The organism is Methylobacillus sp. DLP286 (genome assembly GCF_056636515.1).
This window is the reverse complement of sequence record NZ_CM153145.1, coordinates 73,178-96,443: the sequence shown is the minus strand read 5'-3', so window position 1 is coordinate 96,443 and position 23,266 is coordinate 73,178. Positions and strand designations below refer to the sequence as shown.

Annotated in this window: 19 protein-coding genes; 5 read left to right on the top strand and 14 right to left on the bottom strand. The window is 60.1% G+C overall.

Annotated features, from left to right (window positions below):
* Positions 1-19 precede the first annotated feature (19 nt).
* Positions 20-1,144, top strand: a complete 1,125-nt coding sequence (dnaJ, locus tag ACWXTG_RS00480; RefSeq protein WP_480220344.1) for a molecular chaperone DnaJ — start codon at positions 20-22, stop codon at positions 1,142-1,144.
* Between the two features lie 103 nt (positions 1,145-1,247).
* On the opposite strand, the gene ACWXTG_RS00475 is transcribed toward dnaJ, so the two are convergent.
* Positions 1,248-1,640, bottom strand: a complete 393-nt coding sequence (locus ACWXTG_RS00475) for a RipA family octameric membrane protein (protein WP_480220343.1) — start codon at positions 1,638-1,640, stop codon at positions 1,248-1,250.
* A gap of 100 nt (positions 1,641-1,740) precedes the next feature.
* Here ACWXTG_RS00475 and ACWXTG_RS00470 point away from each other — a divergent pair, with 100 nt between their 5' ends.
* Positions 1,741-2,958: a Bcr/CflA family multidrug efflux MFS transporter gene (locus ACWXTG_RS00470; protein WP_480220342.1), complete on the top strand. Its 1,218-nt coding sequence runs from the start codon at positions 1,741-1,743 to the stop codon at positions 2,956-2,958.
* A 62-nt stretch (positions 2,959-3,020) separates the two neighbouring features.
* On the opposite strand, the gene leuA is transcribed toward ACWXTG_RS00470, so the two are convergent.
* From leuA to gloA, 10 genes are all read right to left on the bottom strand, one after another.
* Complete coding sequence (leuA, locus tag ACWXTG_RS00465; protein WP_480221250.1) at positions 3,021-4,706, bottom strand: 2-isopropylmalate synthase; 1,686 nt, start codon at positions 4,704-4,706, stop codon at positions 3,021-3,023.
* A 420-nt stretch (positions 4,707-5,126) separates the two neighbouring features.
* A complete protein-coding gene (locus tag ACWXTG_RS00460; RefSeq protein WP_480220341.1) occupies positions 5,127-6,122 on the bottom strand; it encodes an alpha/beta hydrolase in 996 nt (331 codons plus the stop codon).
* A 96-nt stretch (positions 6,123-6,218) separates the two neighbouring features.
* Positions 6,219-6,845 carry a uracil-DNA glycosylase family protein gene (locus ACWXTG_RS00455; protein WP_480220340.1) on the bottom strand — a complete coding sequence of 209 codons (627 nt, stop codon included), beginning with the start codon at positions 6,843-6,845 and terminating at the stop codon, positions 6,219-6,221.
* Positions 6,846-6,940: 95 nt separating this feature from the next.
* On the bottom strand, positions 6,941-8,371 hold the full coding sequence (locus ACWXTG_RS00450) for an efflux transporter outer membrane subunit (RefSeq protein ID WP_480220339.1): 1,431 nt from the start codon (positions 8,369-8,371) through the stop codon (positions 6,941-6,943).
* A complete protein-coding gene (locus ACWXTG_RS00445) occupies positions 8,368-11,523 on the bottom strand; it encodes a multidrug efflux RND transporter permease subunit (RefSeq protein ID WP_480220338.1) in 3,156 nt (1,051 codons plus the stop codon). Before ACWXTG_RS00445 ends, ACWXTG_RS00450 begins: the two co-directional genes overlap by 4 nt.
* A 19-nt stretch (positions 11,524-11,542) precedes the next feature.
* Positions 11,543-14,674 carry an MdtB/MuxB family multidrug efflux RND transporter permease subunit gene (locus ACWXTG_RS00440; protein WP_480220337.1) on the bottom strand — a complete coding sequence of 1,044 codons (3,132 nt, stop codon included), beginning with the start codon at positions 14,672-14,674 and terminating at the stop codon, positions 11,543-11,545.
* Entirely contained in the window at positions 14,671-15,993 is a 1,323-nt protein-coding gene (locus ACWXTG_RS00435) for an MdtA/MuxA family multidrug efflux RND transporter periplasmic adaptor subunit (protein WP_480220336.1), read from the bottom strand. The genes ACWXTG_RS00440 and ACWXTG_RS00435 overlap by 4 nt, the downstream gene beginning before the upstream one ends.
* Positions 15,994-16,204: 211 nt before the next feature.
* On the bottom strand, positions 16,205-17,392 hold the full coding sequence (locus tag ACWXTG_RS00430) for an acetate/propionate family kinase (RefSeq protein ID WP_480220335.1): 1,188 nt from the start codon (positions 17,390-17,392) through the stop codon (positions 16,205-16,207).
* Positions 17,389-18,345 (bottom strand): bifunctional enoyl-CoA hydratase/phosphate acetyltransferase, encoded by a 957-nt coding sequence (locus tag ACWXTG_RS00425; protein WP_480220334.1) that lies wholly within the window; start codon positions 18,343-18,345, stop codon positions 17,389-17,391. Before ACWXTG_RS00425 ends, ACWXTG_RS00430 begins: the two co-directional genes overlap by 4 nt.
* Positions 18,346-18,486: 141 nt before the next feature.
* Positions 18,487-18,885 carry a lactoylglutathione lyase gene (gloA, locus tag ACWXTG_RS00420; protein ID WP_309564679.1) on the bottom strand — a complete coding sequence of 133 codons (399 nt, stop codon included), beginning with the start codon at positions 18,883-18,885 and terminating at the stop codon, positions 18,487-18,489.
* Positions 18,886-19,228: 343 nt separating this feature from the next.
* On the opposite strand from gloA, the gene ACWXTG_RS00415 reads away from it, so the two are divergent.
* Both ACWXTG_RS00415 and ACWXTG_RS00410 read left to right on the top strand, forming a co-directional pair.
* Complete coding sequence (locus ACWXTG_RS00415) at positions 19,229-19,789, top strand: N-acetyltransferase family protein (RefSeq protein WP_480220333.1); 561 nt, start codon at positions 19,229-19,231, stop codon at positions 19,787-19,789.
* 101 nt (positions 19,790-19,890) lie between these two features.
* Complete coding sequence (locus ACWXTG_RS00410; protein WP_480220332.1) at positions 19,891-20,601, top strand: class I SAM-dependent methyltransferase; 711 nt, start codon at positions 19,891-19,893, stop codon at positions 20,599-20,601.
* On the opposite strand, the gene ACWXTG_RS00405 is transcribed toward ACWXTG_RS00410, so the two are convergent.
* A complete protein-coding gene (locus ACWXTG_RS00405; RefSeq protein ID WP_480220331.1) occupies positions 20,559-22,364 on the bottom strand; it encodes a methyl-accepting chemotaxis protein in 1,806 nt (601 codons plus the stop codon). The two genes, ACWXTG_RS00410 and ACWXTG_RS00405, sit on opposite strands and share 43 nt — an antisense overlap.
* On the opposite strand from ACWXTG_RS00405, the gene ACWXTG_RS00400 reads away from it, so the two are divergent.
* Positions 22,363-22,512 carry a hypothetical protein gene (locus tag ACWXTG_RS00400; RefSeq protein WP_480220330.1) on the top strand — a complete coding sequence of 50 codons (150 nt, stop codon included), beginning with the start codon at positions 22,363-22,365 and terminating at the stop codon, positions 22,510-22,512. The two genes, ACWXTG_RS00405 and ACWXTG_RS00400, sit on opposite strands and share 2 nt — an antisense overlap.
* Here the strand turns inward: ACWXTG_RS00400 and ACWXTG_RS00395 are convergent.
* Both ACWXTG_RS00395 and coaD read right to left on the bottom strand, forming a co-directional pair.
* Positions 22,490-22,747, bottom strand: a complete 258-nt coding sequence (locus ACWXTG_RS00395) for a YfhL family 4Fe-4S dicluster ferredoxin (RefSeq protein WP_309564675.1) — start codon at positions 22,745-22,747, stop codon at positions 22,490-22,492. The two genes, ACWXTG_RS00400 and ACWXTG_RS00395, sit on opposite strands and share 23 nt — an antisense overlap.
* Positions 22,748-22,766: 19 nt before the next feature.
* Positions 22,767-23,249 carry a pantetheine-phosphate adenylyltransferase gene (gene coaD, locus ACWXTG_RS00390; RefSeq protein WP_407995814.1) on the bottom strand — a complete coding sequence of 161 codons (483 nt, stop codon included), beginning with the start codon at positions 23,247-23,249 and terminating at the stop codon, positions 22,767-22,769.
* Between the last annotated feature and the right edge of the window lie 17 nt (positions 23,250-23,266).

Genomic DNA, 23,266 nt, shown 5'->3' with positions numbered 1-23,266 from the left:
TTATTGTTAGTAGAGAAATATGGCAAAAAGAGATTATTACGAGGTACTGGGCGTCAACCGCGATGCCTCGGACGATGACATCAAGAAGGCTTACCGCAAGCTGGCGATGAAATTCCATCCGGACCGCAACCCGGACAACCCCAAGGCCGAAGAAAGCTTCAAGGAAGCCAAGGAAGCCTACGAAATCCTGTCCGACGACCAGAAGCGCGCGGCATACGACCAATACGGCCATGCCGGCGTGGATCCGAGCGCGGGAGCTGGAGCAGGTGCCGGCGGCTTCGGCAATTTTGCCGATGCGTTCGGCGACATCTTTGGCGATATTTTCGGCGGCGGAGGCGGCGGCAACCGACGCTCCAACGTCTACCGTGGCGCAGACCTGCGCTACAACATGGAAATCTCGCTCGAAGACGCCGCGCGCGGCACCGAGACCAAGATCCGCATCCCCGTCATGGCGGAATGCGAGACCTGTCACGGCTCGGGTGCACGCCCCGGCACGCAGCCCGTCACCTGCACCACCTGCGGCGGCCACGGCCAGGTGCGCATGCAGCAGGGCTTCTTTTCCGTGCAGCAGACCTGCCCCAAGTGCCACGGCTCAGGCAAGATGGTCAAGGAACCCTGCCCGACCTGCCATGGCGGCGGCCGCGTCAAGCAACACAAGACGCTGTCGGTCAAGATTCCGGCAGGCGTGGACGAAGGCGACCGCATCCGCCTTTCCGGCGAGGGCGAAGCTGGCGTCAACGGCGGCCCTCCGGGCGACCTGTATGTCGTGGTGCATTTGAAGAAACACGAAATCTTCGAGCGCGACGGCGCCAACCTGCATTGCGAAATGCCGATCAGCTTCACCACTGCGGCGCTAGGCGGCGAGATCGAAATCCCGACCTTGGACGGCCACGCCAAGATGAAAGTGCCGCCGGAAACCCAGACCGGCGCCGTATTCCGCCTGCGCGGCAAAGGCATCAAGCCATTGCGCAGCAGCGACATAGGCGACCTCATGTGCCATGTCGTGGTGGAAACGCCTGTCAAATTGACCGAGCGTCAGAAGGAGCTGTTGCGCGAACTGGAAGACATCAACCAGCAGGATTCCGGGAAACACAGCCCACGGGCCAAATCCTGGATGACGAAGGTGAAGGATTTCTTTCAGTAGGCCTTGATTGCCAGGGCATTGTAAGCAAAGGCACGGTTTTGACCGTGCCTTTCTTTTTGCTTATGCAAATTCCTTGTTTGCATCTCAAAAAACCTAGCCTCTACTACGCTACATAAAAGAAAATTATTATGAGCCAACATACCAGCATGACCACTGGAAAAACAAACGCAACGATGAAGGAAACGCTACCCTTGGATAATAGGAAATTGCTCTCTCTGGCTTTTAGCAATTCCACCATACGCGGATCGATATCTAATAACTTATTCATCGCCCCGACCTCAATCACTTGAGTAAGCCAGTTCAAATACAGCCATATAATAGAAAGTACCAAACCGAGCCCCATAGGGACCCATATCGAAAAAAACACTGATTGCTGTGCTATTAAGGCAGTTGCTGCAAACAACATTGACTGAAACACCAGTAGAAAATTATTCCTTTGATAGATAGCCTGTACTTCAAACTTGGCAATGTCATAAAAAAACTCTTTGTCATTCATAACCCCTCCCGAATTATGTCCTCTAGTAATTATGGCCCTTAGTGAAACTGACTGCTTGGATAATACTCACATAATAAGCCTAAACAAATATCCCGCCCTCATGCAAAAAAACAATACTTCTTCACTTTCCTTACTAAGCGGCTGGCTGCTCCTACTAGGCGTCCTCACCGGCCTCGCACCGCTATCCATCGACATGTACCTGCCAGGCTTTCCCGCGATCGAGAAAAGCCTGCTCGCCCAGGCAGGCAGCGCACAGCTGACGCTGGCGAGTTATTTTGTCGGGCTGGCAATCGGCCAGTTGTTCTACGGCCCGCTCAGCGACCGCTTCGGGCGGCGTCCTCCCCTGCTCGTCGGGCTGGTGATTTATATCCTGGCTTCGTTCGGTTGCGCCTTCACAAGCAGTATCCCCGAACTGATTTTCTGGCGCTTTCTGCAGGCGCTGGGCGGCTGTGCGGGGATGGTGGTGGCGATGGCGGTCATCCGCGACCGCTGTAGCGCGAATGATGCGGCGCGCGCATTTTCCATGCTGATATTGGTGATGGGGCTGGCGCCCATTCTCGCGCCGCTCGTCGGCGGCTGGATTGTGACAGTGTTCGATTGGCGTGCCCTGTTCATCACATTGGGCGTAGCTGGCATCCTGGGCTTGATTGCGGTGTATTTCCAGCTCGAGGAAACCCATGACACGCGTCACGAACCGCCGCTGGCGCTGGGCCGCATCATACGGAACTACGGCAAACTGCTGGTAGACCGCAGATTCATCGGCTATACGCTGAGCGGCGGCCTGGCGCGTGCCGGGATGTTTGCCTATATTGCCGGCTCGCCTTTTGTCTTCATCGAGTATTACCACATCCCAGCACAGCATTACGGCTGGATATTCGGACTGAACGCCGCGGGGCTGATCCTGGTCAGCCAGATCAACGCCTGGCGCCTGAAAAAGCATAGGGCCACCGTGCTGCTCTCACGCGCCCTGTGGCTGCCTGGCGGCATTGGCGTGTTGCTGCTGGGCCTGTCGCTCACCGGGCACATCACCCTGCCTCTGCTGCTGATCGGCATTTTCCTCTTTGTCGCCAGCATCGGCTATATCGGACCCGATGCGGGCGCAGCCACGCTGGCTACCCACGGCCAGCAGGCAGGCACGGCGTCCGCCTTGATGGGATCGCTGCAGTTCGGCCTGGCTACAATTGCAGGCGGCCTCGTCAATCTATTGCACGACGGTACGACCTTCCCGATGGTGACGGTCATGGCGGGATGCGGCATAGGAGCATGGCTGGCGCACCGCCTGATCATCGTGCGCTATATCCGGCGACATAGCAGATAACAAAAAGCCCGCGACTATTCGCGGGCTTTTTGTTTCGATCGTCAGCGTTAACTACTAACTACTCATTGCGGCAGGAATGCCTGCTGCGCAGCCGCATCAAGGCGCTGGTACAAACGGTTGATGCCGCTGATGACGGCAAGGATGGAGGCCGTGACCAGGTTGTCGTGTATCCCCGCACCATACACGGTGCCGGGCTGGCCGTCCTTCTCCAGCTCGGCAAACGCAACCGCCTTGGCGGCAGCGCCCGCGCCGAGGGCGCGCTCCTCGTAGTCATGGATGCGGAACTTGCTGCCGAAAGCCTGCGCCAGGGCGTCGATCGGGCCGTTGCCCCGGCCTTCGAGCACGGTTTCCACGCCGTGGATACGTGCGGTGAGCTTGATATGCTGGATATCGTCCTGCTCGTCGAGCACATGGTCGATATAGCGCACCGGCTCATCCGCCGCGATATATTCCTCGTTGAACAATTGCCAGATGCCCTCGGCGTTCACTTCCTGCCCGCTGCTGTCGGTGAGGCGCTGCACGGCGCCGCTGAACTCGACCTGCATGCGGCGCGGCATGGCGAGGCCATAGCCTGACTCCAGCAAATAGGCGATGCCGCCCTTGCCCGACTGGCTGTTGACGCGGATGATGGAATCGTAGGTGCGGCCCACGTCATGCGGGTCTATCGGCAAATAAGGCACTTGCCAAAGATCGTTTGGCTGCTGCACGGCAAAGCCTTTCTTGATCGCGTCCTGATGCGAGCCGGAGAATGCCGTGAACACGAGGTCGCCTGCATAGGGATGTCGGGCATGCACCGGCAACTGGGTACAGTCCTCTACGGTGCGGGCAATGCTGTTGATCTGGGAGAAGTCCAGACCGGGATCGACGCCTTGCGTATAGAGATTGAGCGCCAGGGTCACCAAATCGACATTACCGGTGCGCTCGCCGTGACCGAAGAGACAGCCCTCGATACGGTCCGCGCCCGCCATCACGGCCAATTCCGCCGCCGCCACCGCGGTACCGCGGTCATTGTGCGGGTGCACGCTGATGATGACGCTGTCGCGGCGCGCCAGGTTGGTGTGCATCCATTCGATCTGGTCGGCGTAATAATTAGGCGTGCCTATCTCCACCGTCGCGGGCAGGTTGAGGATGACCTTGCGCTCGGGGGTCGCCTGCCAGATGTCGGTGACGGCATCGCAGACTTCCTTGGCGAAATCCAGCTCGGTCGCGGTGAAGGTTTCCGGGCTGTACTGGAACACCCATTCGGTTTCCGGGCGCTCGTCCGCAAGCTGCTTGATGAGGCGGGCAGCATCGGTGGCAATCTTCTTGGCCCCGGCCTTGTCGGTGCGGAACACCGTCTCGCGGAACACAGGGGAAGTCGCGTTATAGACATGGACGATCGCCCGCCTTGCGCCGCGCAAGGATTCGAACGTGCGGCGGATCAAGTCCTCGCGAGCCTGGGTCAATACCTCGATGGTCACGTCATCGGGAATATGGCCGTTCTCGATCAAGGTACGCACGAAATCGAAATCGGTCTGCGAGGCGGAAGGGAATGCCACCTCGATTTCCTTGAAGCCGATTTCGACCAGCATCTTGAACATGCGCATCTTGCGCTCAGCATTCATGGGCTCGAACAAGGCCTGGTTGCCGTCGCGCAGATCGGTACTCATCCAGATCGGCGCCTGGGTGATGGTGCGGGCCGGCCATTGCCGGTTGGGCAAGTCAATCGGGGTAAACGGGCGGTATTTGCTGCTTGGATTCTTTAACATCATTATTCTCTCAAGGTCTCAGTTCGATATATCACTTTGGTCAGCGGCATGACAATACCACGGCTGGCAGGCTACCGCTCACGCAAGGCCTGACAACCGCGGGGCAGTCGGAACTGCCGGAAATGATATGGCGTGTGACGCATGATGCAAATACTTTCTGGAATAAACCGGAATTCAAACAATATCGCTCCGCCCTCCAACGACGAGGACAAAACAAACTAACTGGCAGGAAGAGGTAGGATTAGATGCGCGCGAAGCGCAGCAGCAGGCCCAGGCTAAGGAAAGCCAGGGAAGAAAACACAAATGATGTGGACTGCTGGATTTGCATAATGCACTCAATCATAAACAGAAGGCACCGTCCCTGTCAAACCTGTGGCTAAAACCAGCCGACAGCCGATGCCCTCCGTCCACGATGATACGCTAGATATGTTTCCTGATTTCACCCGCAGCCTGCATGATGGAGGCGTATGCCTGCGGAGTCTTGGCAAGCGGGTTGAGCAGGCCGAAATCGTGAATCGCCCCCAGGTAGCGGGTACAGGTCACGCTCACGCCGGCATCCATCAACAAGTGGGCATAAGCTTCGCCCTCGTCACGCAAGACATCGAATTCTGCAGTCTGGATCAAGGCAGGCGGCAGGTCTGCCAGGTGTTCCAGGCTGGCATTGAGCGGCGACGCATAAACCTCCTCGCGTGCGTCCTTGTTCTCGAGATAATTGTCCCAGAACCATCTCATCATGTTGCGGGTAAGGAAATAGCCATCGTCGAATTGCTGGTAGGAATCTGTATTGAACCTGGCGTCGGTCACGGGCCAGAACAGGGTCTGGTGCTTGATGAATGGCTCGCGTTTTTCCTTGGCCATCATGCAGACGACAGTCGCCATGTTGGCTCCGGCACTATTGCCGGCAACCGCGAGGCGGGCTGGGTCAACACCGATTTCCGCGCCGTTTTGCGCAACCCATTTGGTGGCAAGGTAGCATTCGATAATCGCAGTAGGGTACTTCACCTCCGGCGAACGGGAATAGTCGACGAAGACCACCGCACAGTTTGAGGCTACGCACAGGTCATGCACCAAGCGCTGATGGGTAGGAAAGTCGCCCAGCACCCAGCCGCCGCCGTGGAAGAACATGACCACGGGCGGGTCAATCGCGATATCCGCCGGCTTGACGATGAACAGGTGGATGGAGTGGCCCTCGATCGCGATTTCCCGTTCCTCGACGGTCACGCCGCCCAGCTCGACATCCACGCCGGCCTGCAGGTCGCTAAGCACCTTCCTCGCCTCTTCCGGGTTCAACTCTTCCACCGGCTTGCTATCGGATGCCGCCAGCTCCTCGAGAAATGCCCGGGTTTTCGGCTCCACGCCACTGTATTGGTCCGTTTCGGGCATCAGGGTATGCATAATCGGGTCAAGGATATTCACGATATATCTCCGGCTCAGATTGTAGTGAATCCCGACTCTAGCAACCCTGTCGGCTCCAGTCTGTCAGCCAATCGCTGACAACTCTGTCAGAAGCGTCTAACCCTGTTGCAGAATGGCGCCGACGCGCTGCTGCAGCTGCGGAATCAACTCCGTTTCAAACCACGGATTGCGCTGCAGCCATAGATTGTTGCGCGGGCTGGGATGCGGCAAGCTCACGGTGTCGAGCCAATATTGCCGCCAGTTGCCTACGATGTCGGTGACGGTTCTCCCGGCATGGGGCAAGTGGTACGCCATGGCATATTGCCCAATGACCAGCGTCAGTTGCAGATGCGGCAGATATTGCAGCAGCCTTGCCCGCCATGCTGCCGCGCACTCCGGCCTGGGCGGGAGGTCACCGGCCCGGCCGGTGCCGGGATAACAGAATGCCATGGGGACAATCGCCACTTGGCTGCGGTCATAAAATACATCGCGCGGCATGCCCAGCCATGCCCGTAGCCTTTCGCCGCTCGCATCGGTGAAAGGACGCCCGGATGCATGCGCCTTGCGGCCAGGCGCTTGTGAGGCGATCAGGATGCGTGCCGTAGCGCCGACCTGCAGCACGGGGCGCGGCCCAAGCGGGAGATAGGGCGAGCATAGCCTGCACTGGCGTATCTCAGCCGCCAGCTCATCCAGGATCGGCCCATCCGTGAATGAATGGCCGGGGTTCATATCTATTGTGACCATCTGCCTCCTTTTCAGAGTCAGACAGGCAAGCCGGCATATGATTCAGCTCGCAAGATCAGCATGGCTGGGGCAAGTCCAAAGCCAGGAAACGCCGATCAGTCCTGTACCGGCAAGCCTTCCCAGCTCCCGCCCAGCGCGGCAATCAACTGCACGCTGCTGATCAGGCGGCTTTGCTGCAAGGTCAGCAAGGTGCGCTCACTGTTGAGCGCGGTGGTTTGCGCAGTCACCACGTCCAGGAAGCCGATCAGGCCCACGCGGTATTGGTTGGTATATTGCTTGAGCGCCTTGCGCGCCGCCGTTACCGATTCCTCGCGCAATGCGGATTCTTCGCCCAGAGTATGCAAAGCCACCAGGTAATCTTCCACCTCCTTGAATGCGGTCAATACCGTCTGGCGGTAAGTTGCCACCGCAGCATCGTAGCTGGCTTCGGATTGCACGACGTTGTACTTGTTCTGCAAGCCGTTGAACAAGGTCATGGCAAGCTGTGGCCCGACCGACCAATAGCGGTTCGGCATGCTCATCCAGTCGTTGAACGTGCTGCTGCGGTAGCCGCCCGTCGCGGACAAGGTCAGGCTAGGATAATAGGCGGACTTGGCAACGCCGATATTGGCATTGGCGGCCATGACCGAGCGCTCCGCTGCCGCCACATCCGGCCTGCGCTCGAGCAGCTGGCTGGGCACCGATGCCGGCACGATAGGCAATTGCGGCATCTGGTCGCTTTCAGCCACGCTGAAATTCGCAGGAGCCTCCCCGATCAGCACGGCAATGGCGTTTTCCAGCTGCGCGCGCTGCCAGACCAGGTCGACCAGGTCGGCTTCGGCGTTCTTGAGCTGGGTGGTGGCCGCGGCCACGTCGGCGCTCGCCACCACGCCGCGCTTGTACTGGCTCTCGGTCAGCTGCACCACGCGGCGATAGGTATCCACAGTTTCCGTCAACAGGCGCTTTTGCTGGTCCATCACCCTGATCTGCAGGTAATTCTGCACCAGTTCGGACTGCATGCTGAGCCGCATCGCCGCCAGGGTGGCGATGCTGGCATCGGCGCTTGCCTTGTTTGCCTCCAGAGTACGCCGCAGGCGGCCCCAGATATCGATTTCCCAGCTAGCATTGAGGGCTGCGTTATAGGTCGTGCGTATGCCGCTGGTCTGCACCGCCTGGCTGGAGGTCGAACTGCCTGTGCCCTGCCCCGCCCTGGTCTTGCCCACGGTTGCATCCAGTTGCGGCCACAAGGCGCCGCGGGCGCTTTGCGCAAGGGCGAAAGCCTGGCGGTACTGCGCCTCGTATTGGGCCACGGTCTGGTTGCTGCCGTTGAGCCGCGCCACAAGCTGGTTGAGTTCGCTATCGCCGTACCGCTCCCACCACTCGCCCTTCGGCGCCTCGTCCGCTGGAGCGGCGATGCTCCAGCCTTCCTGGTGCTTGAATGCCGCAGGCACCACAGTCTGCGGCCTATGGTAATCCGGGCCGACCATGCAGGCGGACAACAGTACGGACAAGCTGATGATGCCGAGCTTGGCAGAAGAGGGACTCATTCCATTTTCTCCAACATTGCAGCCTGGGGCTTGCGACGCAACACCCACAAGCGTAGACGATCCAAATAAAGGTAGACCACGGGCGTGGTGTATAGCGTGAGCAGTTGGCTCAAGAGCAGGCCGCCGACGATCGCGATACCGAGCGGCCGGCGCAATGGCGCATCGCCATCAGTGCCCATGATGAGCGGCAAGGCACCCAGCAATGCCGCCATGGTAGTCATGAGGATGGGGCGCAGGCGCTGCTGACAGGCCTCCATGATGGCGTCCTTGGACGACAGGCCGCGCTCGCGCTCCGCCACCAGCGCGAAATCGATCATGAGGATGGCGTTTTTCTTCACGATGCCGATGAGCAGAATAATGCCGATCAAGGCGATCAGGGTCAGCGGCGTATCGAACAGGATCAGGGCCAGCAAGGCGCCCACGCCGGCAGAAGGCAAGGTCGAGAGGATGGTGAGCGGGTGCACGTAACTCTCGTACAGCATGCCAAGGACGATGTAGACCGAGACCAACGCAGCCAAAATCAGCCACGGCATCTGTTTGAGCACCTTGCCCTGGGCGCTGGCCGTGCCGGAAAAGGTCGCCTGCACGTTGAGCGGCATCTTGAGGTCGGCCAGTGCGTTCCTGATCTGCTGCTTGGCATTTTCCAGATTGCCGCCTTCAGGCAGGTTGAAGGAATAGGTAATGGAGGCAAACTGGCCTTCGTGCTGCACCGATGCAGGAGAAGTGTTGTATCCCAGCGTCACGAAATTGGAGAGCGGCACGCGCGCTCCGCTGGTGGTCAGCACATAGAGGCTGGACAGGATATCGGGGCTCTGCATGTATTTGTCGTCCACGCCCATGACGACGCGGTACTGGTTCTGGTCCTCGTAGATGGTGGAAATCTGGCGCTGTGCATAAGAGTTGTTCAACAGCGCGATCACCATTTCCACGTCGATGCCCAGGCGCTTGGCCGCCTCGCGGTCTATATTGAGGTACACCTGCACCGCACGGCTGCGGCCACCTCCGCCGACATCGGTGATCTCGGGCACGGACTGCAGGGTTTCCAGCACCTTGTTTTCCCACTTGCGCAGGTCCTTGATGTCGTCGCTCTTGAGCGTCATCTGGTAACTGGAGTCGGTAGAGCGGCCGCCAATGCGCAGATCCTGCATGTTGACCAAGAACATGGAGGCCCCGGGCACTTGCGCCAGCTTGGGCCTCAAGCGTGCAATGATGGTTTCCGCAGGCTCGCGCTCATGGATGTCCTTGAGGATGATGATGAAGTTGCCGGAATTACTGGAGGCGCCCGGGCCGCGCCCGCTGCCCGACATCCCCATCACCTGGTCCACCGCGGGATCGGTCAGCAGGATGCTGCGGAACGCTTCCAGCTTTCTCTGCAATTCATTGAACGATACGCCCTGGTCAGCGCGGGCATTGCCGAACAGGCGGCCGGTATCCTGGTCCGGGAACATCCCCTTGGGGATTGCGATATACAGATAGACGTTGACCGCAATGGTGAATAACAGAATCACCATCATCCACAATGAATGATCCAGCGCCCAGGCCAAACTCCGGCGATAGCGACGCTGTACGCGCTGGAACAAGCCCGCCCTGGGCTGGCCTGCAGCGTTCTCGCCTTCCATCGCCATGGCGTCCTTGCGCCGCAGCAGGTAGGCGCACAGCATCGGCGTCAGCGTCAGCGAGACGAACAGCGAAAGCAGGATTGCGACCGAGAGCGTCACCGCGAACTCGCGGAACAGGCGGCCGGTGATATCGCCCATGAACAATAGCGGGATGAACACCGCCACCAGCGACAGGCTCATGGAAATCACGGTGAAGCCGACCTCGCGCGCGCCGCGCAGCGACGCCCTGAACGGGGCTTCGCCCTGCTCGATGCGCTTGCTGATATGCTCGACCACCACGATGGCGTCATCCACGACAAAGCCGGTGGAGATGATCAAGGCCATCAAGGTGAGGTTGTTGAGCGAATACCCGCAAAGATACATGGCCGCAAACGTCGAAATCAACGATACCGGCACGGCCAGCGCAGGGATCAATGTCGCTCGGCCGTTCCGTAGAAAGAGAAACACCACCAGGATCACCAGCGCCACAGCGATCACCAACGTCAATTCAGCCTCATGCAGGGAGGCGCGGATATTCGGGCTGCGGTCCTCGACCACGGTGAGCTTGATGTCCTCGCCCAGGCTGCTCTGGATGCTCGGCAGCTCCGTACGGATACGGTCTATCATTTCGATGATGTTGGCGCCCGGCTCGCGGCTCACCATCAGCAGGATGGCGCGCTGGTTGTTGTGGAAACCCACGTTGCGGATGTCCTCCACCGAGTCGTACACCTTGGCGACGTCGCTCAGGCGCGTGATCGCGCCATTGTTGGTGGCAATGATGAGCGAGCGGTAATCCTTGGCCCGCAGCAAACGGTCGTCCGCATCCAGCTGCCAACTATATTCGTCGTTCTGCAGATAGCCCTTGGGGCCGTTGCCGTTGGCGGCGCTGATGACGTTGCGCACCGAATCCAGTGAAAGCCCTTGCTGCACCAGGGCGTCGGGGTTGATATCCACGCGCACCGCAGGCAGCGAGCTCCCGGCGACATTGACCTGGCTCACGCCCTGCACCTGTGAAATCTTGCGTGACACCATATTGGACGCCAGGTCGTACAGCTCGCCCATGCTCTTGGTCTTCGAGGTCATGGTGAGCACCATGCTCGGCATATCCGCTGGGTTCATCTTGCGGTAGCTGGGCCGGTTCGGCATGCCGCTGGGCAGCATGCTCGCAGCGGCATTGATCGCGGCCTGTATTTCACGCGCGGCCACGTCGATATCCTTGTCGAGGTCGAACTGCAGGGTAATCGACGTGCTGCCCTGCGAGCTGGACGAGGTCATTTCGCTGATGCCGGAGATCCGTCCCAGGCTGCGCTCCAACGGCGTCGCCACCGAGGAAGCCATGGTTTCCGGGCTGGCGCCTGCGAGCGACGCTGTGACGTTGATGGTGGGGAAATCCACCTGCGGCAGCGGCGCGATCGGCAGCAGGCCGAAAGCCAGCCAGCCTGCGAGCATCATGCCCAGCGACACCAATAAGGTCATCACCGGCCGCAGAATGAACAGGGTGGCAGGCCCGCGCTCGTCGCTCCTGAGCTTGGACCAGGAAATGATGCGCTTCATATGCGACCTTCCGCCAGCATCACGCCAGTTCCTCGTCCGCATCGCTGATGCGGGTTTCCACCCTGGTACGGCGGCGCACCAGGCGGTCGAACAACAGGTAGATCACCGGCGTGGTGAAGATGGTCAGCAACTGCGACAGCAGCAGGCCGCCCACCATGGTGATACCAAGGGGCTGGCGCAATTCCGCCCCGGCGCCCGTCGCGAACATCAATGGCAAGGCGCCGAACAATGCAGCCATCGTCGTCATCAGGATCGGGCGGAAACGCAGCAGGCTGGCCTGGTAGATCGCGTCCACCGGCTTGAGCCCCTGCTCGCGCTCCGCAGCGAGGGCAAAGTCGATCATCATGATGGCGTTTTTCTTGACGATGCCGATCAGCAGGATGATGCCGATGATCGCCACCATGCCGATCTCCTGCCCGTGCACCCACAAGGCCAGCAAGGCCCCGACCGTTGCGGAAGGCAAGGTGGACAGGATGGTGACAGGGTGGATGAAGCTCTCGTAGAGTATCCCCAGCACGATATACATGCACACCAGCGCTGCCAGGATCAGGAACAGGGTATTGGACAGAGATGCCTCGAACGCCAATGCGGCGCCCTGGAAACGGGTCTGTACGCTGCCCGGCAATTGCAGCTCGGCAACCGCCTCGCGGATGGCACTCACCGCATCCCCGAGCGCGACGCGGTCCGCCAGGTTGAAAGACACGGTAGCTGCCGGGAACTGGCTGATATGGTTGATGGTAAGCAGGGTATTGCGTTCCTCCACCCGCACCAGCGCATTGAGCGGCACCTGGGTGGTCACGGTATTGCCCGCACTATCCGTGCTGCTGCCCGGCACATAGAGATTGGCCAATGCTTCCGGGCCGCTGCGGAAGTTAGGCGGCACTTCCATCACCACGCGGTATTGGCTGGCCTGGGTATAGATGGTGGAAATCAGGCGCTGGCCGAAGGCGTTGTACAGCACCGCATTGATATTGGAGACGGTCACGCCGAGCCGGGCGGCATTGTCGCGGTCTATCACCAGGTAGGCCTGCAGGCCCTTGTCCTGGAGGTCGCTCGCAACGTCGGTGATCTGCGGCAATTGGCGCAGCTTCTCCATCACGCGCGGCATCGCCGACTGCAATACGGCAATGTCAGGATCGGTAAGCAGGAAGCGGTACTGCGTGCGGCTGGTCTTGTCCTCTATGGTCAAGTCCTGCACCGGCTGCAGGTAGAGCTTGAAATCGGGGATGTCCGCCGTGGCCTGTTTGAGGCGGGCGATCACTTCGCTGGCATTGACGTCCCGATCCGCATGCGGCTTGAGGTTGATCAGCACACGCCCGGTATTGAGCGCCTCATTGGTGCCGTCCACCCCGATATAGGATGACACGCTTTCCACCGCAGGGTCGCGCTTGATCACGCGCGCAAGGTGCTCCTGCTTCTTCGCCATGGCGGCGAAGGACACCGACTGCGGCGCCTCGCTGATGCCCTGGATCAGCCCGGTATCCTGGGTTGGGAAGAACCCCTTGGGCAGATAGAGGTAGAGCAAGACGGTGATGAGCAGCGTCACCAATGCCGCCAGCAACGTTAGCAGCTGGTGCGCCAGCACCCATTTCAATGCGCGGCCATAGCGGTCGATCACGCCCTGCATCATGCGCGCGCCGGCCAGGGAGAACCGGCCTTTCTCTGTATCAGGCACATGCTTGAGCCACAATGAGCACAGCATGGGGGTCAACGTCAGGGAGATCAGCATCGACACCAGGATGGCGATCGCCAGGGTCAATGCAAACTCGCGGAACAAGCGCCCCGCGATGTCGCTCATGAACAGGAGCGGAATCAACACCGCGACCAGCGAAATCGTCAACGAAATAATGGTGAAGCTGATCTGCTTGGAACCCTTCAATGCCGCCTGCAGTGGATTGTCGCCCTGCTCGATGTAGCGCTCGATGTTCTCCAGCATCACGATGGCGTCATCGATGACGAAGCCGGTGGCGATCGTCAAGGCCATCAAGGTGAGGTTGTTGAGTGAGAAGCCGGAGAGGTACATGACGCCGAAGGTGCCGATCAGCGACAAGGGCACGGCGATGGACGGGATCAGGGTCGCGCGGCCATCCTGCAGGAACAGGAAAGTCACCAGCACCACCAGCGCGATCGCGAGCAGCAGCTCGAACTGCGTATCCTTGACCGAGGCCTGGATGGTATGGCTGCGGTCGCTCAGGATGGAAACCTTCACATTCTCGGGCAGGCTTTCCTCCAGCTCCGGCAACAGCTCGCGCACGCGCTCGACCACGTCAATCACATTGGCGCCCGGCTGGCGCTGGATATTGACGATCACGGCCGGCTTGTCGTCCGCCCAGGCGGCAAGGTATTCGTTCTCGGCGCCGTCGTAAGCCTGCGCTACGTCTTTGAGGCGTATCGGCGCACCGTTCTGGTAGCTCAGTATCAGGTTGCGGTACTCCTCCACGCTGCGCATCTGGTCATTGGCATCGATGGTGGTGGAACGGGTCGCCCCGTTGAAGCTGCCCTTGGAGCCATTGAGGTTGTTACTGGCAATCGCGGTACGGATGGATTCAAGACTGAGGCCGTACGAGGCCAATGCCGTGGAATTGGCGCTCACGCGCACGGCGGGGCGCTGCCCGCCGCTGATGCTCACCATGCCGACGCCGGAAATCTGCGCGATTTTCTGCGCCAGACGCGTATCGACCAGGTCCTGCACCTTGGGCATGGACAAGGCGTCCGACGTCACCGCCAGGGTCAGCACGGGAACATCCGCGGGGTTGACCTTGCTGTAGACCGGCTGGCTCGGCAAGTCGCTAGGCAACAGGTTGGAAGCGGTATTGATCGCCGCCTGCACGCCCTGCTCGGCAATGCCAAGGCTGGTGTTGAGATTGAAGCGCAGCGTGATCACCGAAGCGCCGCCCGCGCTGCTGGACGACATCTCGTCCAGGCCGGCTATCTTGCCGAGCTGGCTTTCCAACGGGGCCGTGATCATGGAGTTGATCACCTCCGGGCTCGCGCCCGGATACAGCGTCTTGACCTGTATCGTCGGATACTCCACCTCCGGCAGCGAGGCGACAGGCAGCAGCCGGTAGGCCAGGATGCCGGAGATCAGCAAGGCCAGCATCAGCAGCGTAGTCGCGACCGGCCTTTCGATGAAAATCCGGGAGGGATTCATGAACGCGGGCCCTGGGCACCTGCCCTGTTCTGGTTGTCTCCGCCGGCTTGCCCAGGCTGGCCACCCTGCCATTGGCCTCGCCTGCGCTCGCCAGGGGCGCCTGCCGCAGGCTGGGCGTCATCCTCGCCGGCAACGCGCACCACCATGCCGTCCGACAGCCGGTCCACGCCGTCGATGACGATCCGCTGCCCGGCATTCAGCCCTTGGCGTATTTCCACCTGCTCGGCCTGGCTGATGCCGACGGTGACACGCTGCTTGGCTACCTTTTTCTCGGCATCGATCGTATAAACGTAGGTCCCTTGGTCGTCGCGCTGCAAGGCACCGCTTGGGATCAGCAGCGCATTGGTCACTTCCGCGGCATGCAGGCGCACATTGACGAACTGGTTGGGGTACAGGCTGTCGTCGCCGTTATCGAACCGCGCACGCAACTTGAACGTACCTGTGGTGACGTCGATCTGGTTATCGATGCTCGCCACCTTGCCCTTGGCGATGCGCACCTGGCGCTGGCGATCCAGCGCCTCGACCACCAGCTTGTCGGGGTTCTGCTTCAACTGTCGCCTCACCGTGGAAAGCTGCTGTTCGGGCAGGCTGAACACCACGCTGATCGGGCGCGTCTGCGCCAGCACTGTGATCGGGGTGGTGGCGTTAACGGTGACTTGGTTGCCGACATCGACTTGGCGCAGGCCGATGCGTCCGCTGATGGGCGCCCGTACCTTGGTGAAGTCGAGGTTCAGCTTGGCTGCCTCTAACTGTCCCAGCGCATTGTCCAGGTTGCCTTGATACTGGCGCACGAGCGCCGCCTGCGTATCCAACGTCTGGATCGCGATCGAGTCCTCGTCCTTCAACTCCTGGTAACGAGCCAGGTCTATCTCGGCATTCTTGAGCTGGGCGCGATACTGACTGACGATGCCCTCGGCCTGCTTGAGCGCGGCCTCATACGGACGGGCGTCTATCTCGGCCAGCACGTCGCCCTGCTTGACCTCCTGGCCCTCGGTGAACAATATCCGGCTCAACTGCCCTTCCACGCGCGCAGTAACATTCACGGTATTGAGCGAAGTCACCGTGCCCACCGCATCCAGCTGCACGGAAAGCGGCGCTTGCGCCACCTCGCCGACGCTCACTAGCATGCTCTCCCCGAACATGCCGCGCCGACCACCGCCGGGAAAACCGCCACCTGGCCGCGGGCCGCCTGCCCCGGGGCCGCCAGGGCCGCCCGGCGGCATACCTTGCCCCATCCCTGGAGGTCCCTGGTTGCTGGAAGAGGACAAGGGCACATATTTCCACAGTGCATACGCAACAGTAGCCAATACGATAGACAAGATTAACCAGGGGCGCAGGGTTTTCAATAATGGGCTGGACATAGGAATTTAAGACATAAATTGAAAAATGGAAGCAGTCTGGCGATACTTTAACCGCCACGATCAAGCTGTATTCTTGCGCATAATATTATTTGCCCGTTTCGCTTGCCGCAAACTAATTTACACAACCCTACATACCGGTCGCTTTACTTTTGCGGCAGCTTACAAAGCCTTACAATCCCGATTGCAGGACTGCCTGTGCGTGGCGTGCCGCCAGCCACTCCTCATTGGTCAGGGCGACCAGCACCGGGATGGCGCTTGCGGCAGAGGAAATCACCGTGGCGTGCGACTGGTTGGCGGCGTCATCGAGCCGCATGCCCAGGAACGCCAGGTTCTGCGTCACGCGCTGACGGATTTCCGCATTGTGCTCGCCTATCCCGGCAGTGAACACCAGCATGTCCAGCCCGCCCAGCGCCGCCGTCATGGCGCCGATCTCGCGCACAATGCGCCACACGTACAACTCCAGCGCCAGCCGCGCGCGCGGCTCCGCTGCCTCGCATTGGAGGAGGATGCGAGGATCGGAAGCGATGCCGGACACGCCCAGCAACCCTGACTCGTGATACAGCATCTCCCCTACCCTCGCAGGCGTGAGATGTTCCACCTCCATCATATGCAGCAGCACGCCGGGGTCGAGCGCGCCGCAGCGCGTGCCCATCATCAGGCCGTCCAGCGCGGAAAAACTCATGGTGGTCGCCACGCTCTGCAGGTTCTGCATGCCGCACAGGCTGGCGCCGCTGCCCAGGTGCGCGACGATCACCCGCCCGCTGGCCCGGTCTCCAGCCAATTCGGGCAGGTGCACAGCCATGTATTCGTAGGACAGGCCATGGAAACCATAGCGCCTGATGCCGCGCTCGAACGCCGCATAGGGCAATGGCAGCACCTGTTCGACCTCGGGCAGCGTATGGTGGAAGGCGGTATCGAAACAGGCGACCTGCGGCAAGCCGGGGTCGATTTCCAGCAACCGCTCTATCGCCTCCAACGCAAAAGGCTGGTGCAGCGGGGCGAGGGGAATGTAGCTGCGCAGGTCGCGCAAGACTTCCTCATCCACACGCACCGGCTTGAAATAGCGGCTGCCGCCATGCACGACGCGGTGCGCTATCGCCGCCAGCTTGTCGCCGTGCAGTTGCGCCTGCATGCGGTCGATGATGTAGCGCAACGCCTCGGAATAGGGATGCTCGCTGCCGAGCTCAACCTGGTGGGGCTTGGTCAGGCTGTCCCCATAGCTGGGATTGGGGCCAAGAATACCGTCCACCTTACCGTTCCAGCGCGGCTTGCGCGGAATCTCGGCGTGGCCGATGTCGAACAGGCCGAACTTGATGCTGGAGGAACCACAGTTCAACACCAACACCAGCTTGCTCATGGTGGATTCCCCCGGTAATGCTGTGCGAGGATGGCGGCGACCGCGCAGGATGCCAGCCGGCTCAGCTTGGGGTCGGCCCGGCTGGTGAGGACGATCGGCACTTTCGCGCCGACGACGATGCCGGCGCTATGCGCATTGCCAAGATACTCGAGCTGCTTGGCAAGCATGTTGCCGCTTTCCAGGTCCGGCGCCACCAGGATGTCGGCCGCGCCTGCCACCTCGGAATGGATGCCCTTGATCTGCGCAGCTTCGGAAGAAATGGCGTTATCAAACGCCAGCGGCCCGTCGAGTACGCCGCCGCTGATCTGCCCGCGATCCGCCATCTTGCAGAGGATGGCCGCATCCATCGTCGCCTGCATGTGTGGGGAAACCGTCTCCACCGCCGCCAGCAAGGCGACCTTGGGAGACTCGACGCCGAGCACCCTGGCAAGGTCGATGGCATTCTGTACGATATCCGCCTTGGCCAAGAGATCGGGCGCAATATTGATCGCCGCATCCGTGATGATGAACGCGCGCGGATAGGTCGGCACCTGCATGAGGAAACAATGCGACACCCGGCGCTTGGTGCGCAACCCCGCGCTGGAAGGCAGGATGGCGGACATCAGTTCGTCGGTATGCAGGCTGCCCTTCATGAGCGCCTGCACCTCTCCCGCAGCCGCCAGCTCCGCCCCTTTTGCCGCAGCCGCATGGCTATGCGGCACATCCTCGATCTCGACATCGCCCAGCACCAGCCCCTCCTGCCGGGCCACCGACTCCAGCTTGCTGCGCGGAGCGATCAGCACAGGCGCTATCAGCCCCAGCGCTTTTGCTTCCAGTGCCGCTGCCAGGCTGACGGCATCGCAAGGATGCACCACGCCCGTACGCACAGCGGGCAAGCCTTGTGCGTAGCGGATGAGGTCCTGCAACAAATCCTGGGATTGGCCTGGACGGGCCAGGGGTAAGGCTGGTGACATCGGCTGCTCCTTTATTATCGATGCATGTGTCTGACTGCCTCCGGCAGTATCCCGCTGTTGCAGACAATCATTGGGCGTGCTGCCAACCTATCGAAGGAATCTCATTCCGTCAGTCACGGGATTCGTCCGCAAAGGCTTGGTTCAAGCCGGAGTCCAGGTGCCCTTCTGGATGAATTCCACCTTGTATCCATCCGGGTCCTCGATAAAGGCGATCACCGTCGTGCCGTGCATCATGGGGCCGGCCTCGCGCACCACCTTGCCGCCCGCCTGCTTGACCGCCTCGCAGGCGGCATAGGCGTCGTCAACCTCGATGGCGATATGGCCGTAGGCATTGCCCTTGTCATAACTGCTGGTATCCCAGTTATAGGTCAGCTCGATCACCGCCTGGTCGCTTTCACTGCCATAACCGACGAAGGCCAGCGTGAACTTGCCATCGGGATACTCGTGACGGCGCAATAATTTCATGCCGAGCACATTGGTATAGAACGCCAGCGACTTCTCCAGGTCGCCAACCCGTAACATGGTATGCAATATGCGCACGGCACTTTCTCCAATGATTGTTGTTGAAAGGTTCATTATAACCGCAATGAATTTTCACCTATTGCGGGTTAAAGAATTTGACTTGTCCCGCCATGCTCTCATACGATGCTGCGATCTCGATATAGTACGGTCTTGGAGACGGCATCATGATCGGTGACGTTCTTTTTTCAGCCGCAGGGGCCATTCCCTAGGAGTTATCCAGCGCCATTGCCTTTCAGGTAGCCGAGTCCTTACATCTGCGAAGCGCACATGGCCTTCATGTGCTGATTCATTGTCTGGTCTTTGCAATATTCCTGATCCCGCTATTCTTTCTCACGGCTTTGCTGGTCACCTGTGGTTTGTCATGGTTGATGCCCTAAGGGAGCTCAACCTTTCAAATTTCGTGGAGTTCGTGACCTGTACCGAAGAAATACACGCCTCAGCCATCCTTTCGATACTCAACGAGGCCATTGCAAACTCCACCGCGCTATACGATTATAAGCCGCGCAGCCTTGAAAATATGTCGGAGTGGTTCAAGGCCAAGCAAGCGTCCAGCTTCCCCGTTATTGGCGCAATTTCACCGGATGGCGAGCTTCTTGGGTTTGCAAGCTACGGTACCTTTCGCGCTTGGCCTGCATACAAATACTCTATTGAGCATTCGGTTTATATCCGCCGAGATCATCGCGGCAAGGGCCTGGGACGAATCCTCATGGAGCGACTCATCGCAAAAGCCATGGAGCAGCAAAACCACGTCATGATCGGAGGCATTGATGAAAGCAATGGCGCTAGCGTCATGCTCCATCGAAGGCTCGGGTTCAGCCACGCCGGCACCATTAAGCAAGCCGGCTTCAAATTCGGCCGCTGGCTTGATTTGGCGTTCTACCAGCTTGTGCTGCAAACTCCGCATGCGCCAGTTGACGGGTAGCGATTCATTCAATATCCAATGCGCTTGAGGTTGGCGGAACAGAAAAGAAATGGTCAGCCAGTTGAACCTGGATATTAGGCGGCAATGACATGGAGAGCGGGATGCGCAAAGACGAGATCAAGGCAATATTCGACCAGCAGGCTGCAGGCTATGACGCACAGTGGGCGAAGACCTTGCCTATCCGCAACTGCTTGCACTTGCTGCTGGACTCGATATTTGCCGGACTACCTGTGGATGCCCGCATTCTCTGTGTCGGCGTCGGGACGGGAGCGGAACTGGTTCATCTTGCCCAGAAGAACCCTCAGTGGCGGTTCACTGCGGTGGAGCCTTCCGGCCCCATGCTGGACGTGTGCAGGCAACGGGCGGAACAGGAGGGTGTCGCGTCCCGTTGCCATTTCCACGAAGGCTATCTGGATTCGCTTGCGGACACCGGGCTATATGACGCAGCCACTTGTTTCTTGGTCTCGCAATTCATTCTCGATCAAACCGCGCGCTCCGGGTTCTTTCGAGAGATATCACGCAAACTCAAGCCGGGAGGGATGCTGGCAAGCTCCGACCTGGCTTCGGACGTGGAGTCGCCCGAATATGAGGTCTTGCTGCGTGCGTGGATGAACATGATGGCGGCGGCAGACATTTCGCCTGAGGGAATGGAGCGCATGCGCCAAGCCTATGCCAATGATGTCGGAGTGCTTGCGCCGGGCAGGATTGCGTCAATGATCGAGTCAGGAGGCTTCGAGACTCCAGTGCAATTCTTCCAGGCAGGATTGATTCATGCATGGGCCTCGACGCGCGCCCCCGGCGATGCCGCCTGAGGGTTCATGCGTGCATGGTATAGTTCCTCCTCCCCTCTCAGCTTCCCCGGTTCGTCCCGGTAGCCCGCATGGCCTTCGACCACATGAAACTGCCAGCGTTTTTCGAGCGCTTGGCGTTCAGGGGTATTGCGGAATTCCCGGATGAACCGGTTGATCTCGCGCAACAAGGTATAGCTGGATGGGTCATCTGCCACCGCCGCCACGTAGTACCAGGGACTGGCCGCAAGATTGCCTTGCAACAGCTCGATACGGCCATGCCAAGGACTGTCTTGCCCGTTGCAGGCCCAGGCGAATATGGGTTGATCGACGGCAAAGGCATCGACCTTGCCGCTGGCCAGCGCATCGTGAATGATTGATTGGTCGGTATAGCCGATGAGGTTGGCCAGCCTGACGGCGCCACGCTCGGCCTTGCCGTGCTTGCTCCAGCGCAAGCCTGCCGCCTCCAGGGTGGCAAATGCCGCCGGGTCGTTGATGCAGCCCAGCACCTTTCCTTCCAGGCTGGACAACCCGCCGATGCGCTGGTCGCCCTTGCGCCTGGCGAGCATGTAATGCAGGTAGGTATAGGCCTCGGAATATGCCACCTGGTGGTAGCTGGCACTCGGCGGCAGCGCGCTCCAGACGACATCGGCCTCCGGTTCGCCACGCTCGCGCCCGATATGCAGCAACTCCACGCACTGGTCCCAGGGGTGCTCGATAAATTCGACCTCGACGCCTATCGCGCGGGCAAAGGCCGTGGCATATTCCACATCCAGCCCGCGCAAGGGTTCCCCAGGCCGCAGGCGGAACGACAATCCCTTGAAGGCAGGCTCTATCGCCACCCGCAACACGCCTCGCGACTGGATATCCGCCAGGCGGTCGTAGCCTGGCGGCTTGTAGCCGCCATCAGCGCGCAACAACGAGGACAGCGCATCGCCCAATTGCAGGTCAGGGCAGGTTTCCAGCCCTGCAAGGTCAGTGGCGAGCTGCTGCGCCCAGCCGACTTTCCGGCGTTGTGCCGCATAGCTGCCGCGATCCAGTTGATGCATGGTCTCGATGACATTGCCGTGCTCCAGCAAGGTCTGCATGGAAGCGCTGATCTCGCGGAAGGCTTGTTGCACGGTGCCAAAAGCCTGCGCCGTATCCCTGTCTACCCGCTCCACGTTGTCTCGGCTGGAATGGCCGAAGCCGATCAATTGCTGTTGGAAATCGCTGAAATCCAGCATCAGCGAAACTTCATTGGAATTGCTGACAGTATGCCGCGCCAGTTCACGCACATGTTCCGCCACCACGCTGAAACTGCGCCCGGCCTCGCCTGCATGCGCAGCCTGGATCGCGGCATTGATCGCGATCAGCTCCAGCTCGCGCCCGATACGCTCCAGCCCCTGCACCACCTCGTTGACGCGCGACAACTTGCTGGCCAGGGCCTGCTCCAGCCCCAGCAAGCCCTGGGAAATTTCGCTGCTGGCCAGGGAAAAATCCTCCTGCGACTTGCTGCGTAAGGCTTCGGCCTCTTCCAGGCTATGCCGCATGCGGGCAGTGGTTTGCCCGACTTCCGCCGTCATTGCACCAAGTCGGCTCTCCACCTCGGTAAAACGCGCCGACTGGGTGCTTTCGGTATTCAGCAATTGCCGCATCAAATGCCCGAGGCGCAAGGCCAATGCAGCCAAATGCCGGCTCGCCTGGCCCACCCCCACTGCTGGCGGCTGCGGTTGCAAACCCTCGCCCTGTGCGGGTTCTGACAAGGCCGGGCATATCCAGGCCAGCAAGGAGGTAATCAGCTTCATGGTAGAAGAACAGCCTGGCGAAGAGGCTGCATGGAAAACGATAGACATCCGAGACAGGCAAAAAATATGCCTGGAAGGAAACTATCTTTACCAGGATGAAAAGTACGGCTTGGTTACAGGCAAGCTCAAGCCTGCTTCACCAGCATGATCCGCAGGTATTTCTGGTGTAGTTGCTCTTGTGTCTCCACACGGTCGGGATCATGCGGGATGCAAGCCACCGGACAAACGTCCTGGCACTGCGGGTTGTTGAAATGGCCTACGCACTCGGTGCAGAGGCTGGGATTGATCTCGTAGATTTCCTCGCCTTGGTAGATCGCGCCGTTCGGGCATTCCGGCTCGCAAACGTCGCAATTGATGCATTCATCGGTGATCATCAGCGCCATGGCGGACTCCCTGCCTCGCTCACGCCAGCTTGAGCGCAATGCGCTCCTGCACCAGCGGCGAGACGAACTGGCTGACATCGCCCTTGAGCTGGGCAATCTCGCGCACCAGGCTGGCGGAGACGAACATGTACTGTTCGGCCGGGGTGAGGAAGATGGTTTCCATCTCGGGGAAGAGCTGGCGGTTCATGCCGGCGAGCTGGAACTCGTACTCGAAATCCGATACCGCCCTCAGCCCGCGCACCACGGCGCGCGCGCCCTGCTCGCGCACGAACTGCATCAACAGGCCGGAGAACCCCAGCACCTCCACATTGGGGCAATCGGACAAGACGCTGGAAGCCAGCTCCACGCGCTCGTCCAGCGTAAACATGGGATGCTTGCCCGGGCTCCTGGCGACCGCCACAATCACATGGTCAAACAACCCGGCGGCGCGGCGCACGATGTCCTCGTGGCCGCGGGTAATCGGGTCGAAGGTGCCTGGGTAGACGACTTTCAGTTGGCTCAAATGCACAATCCTTGCAA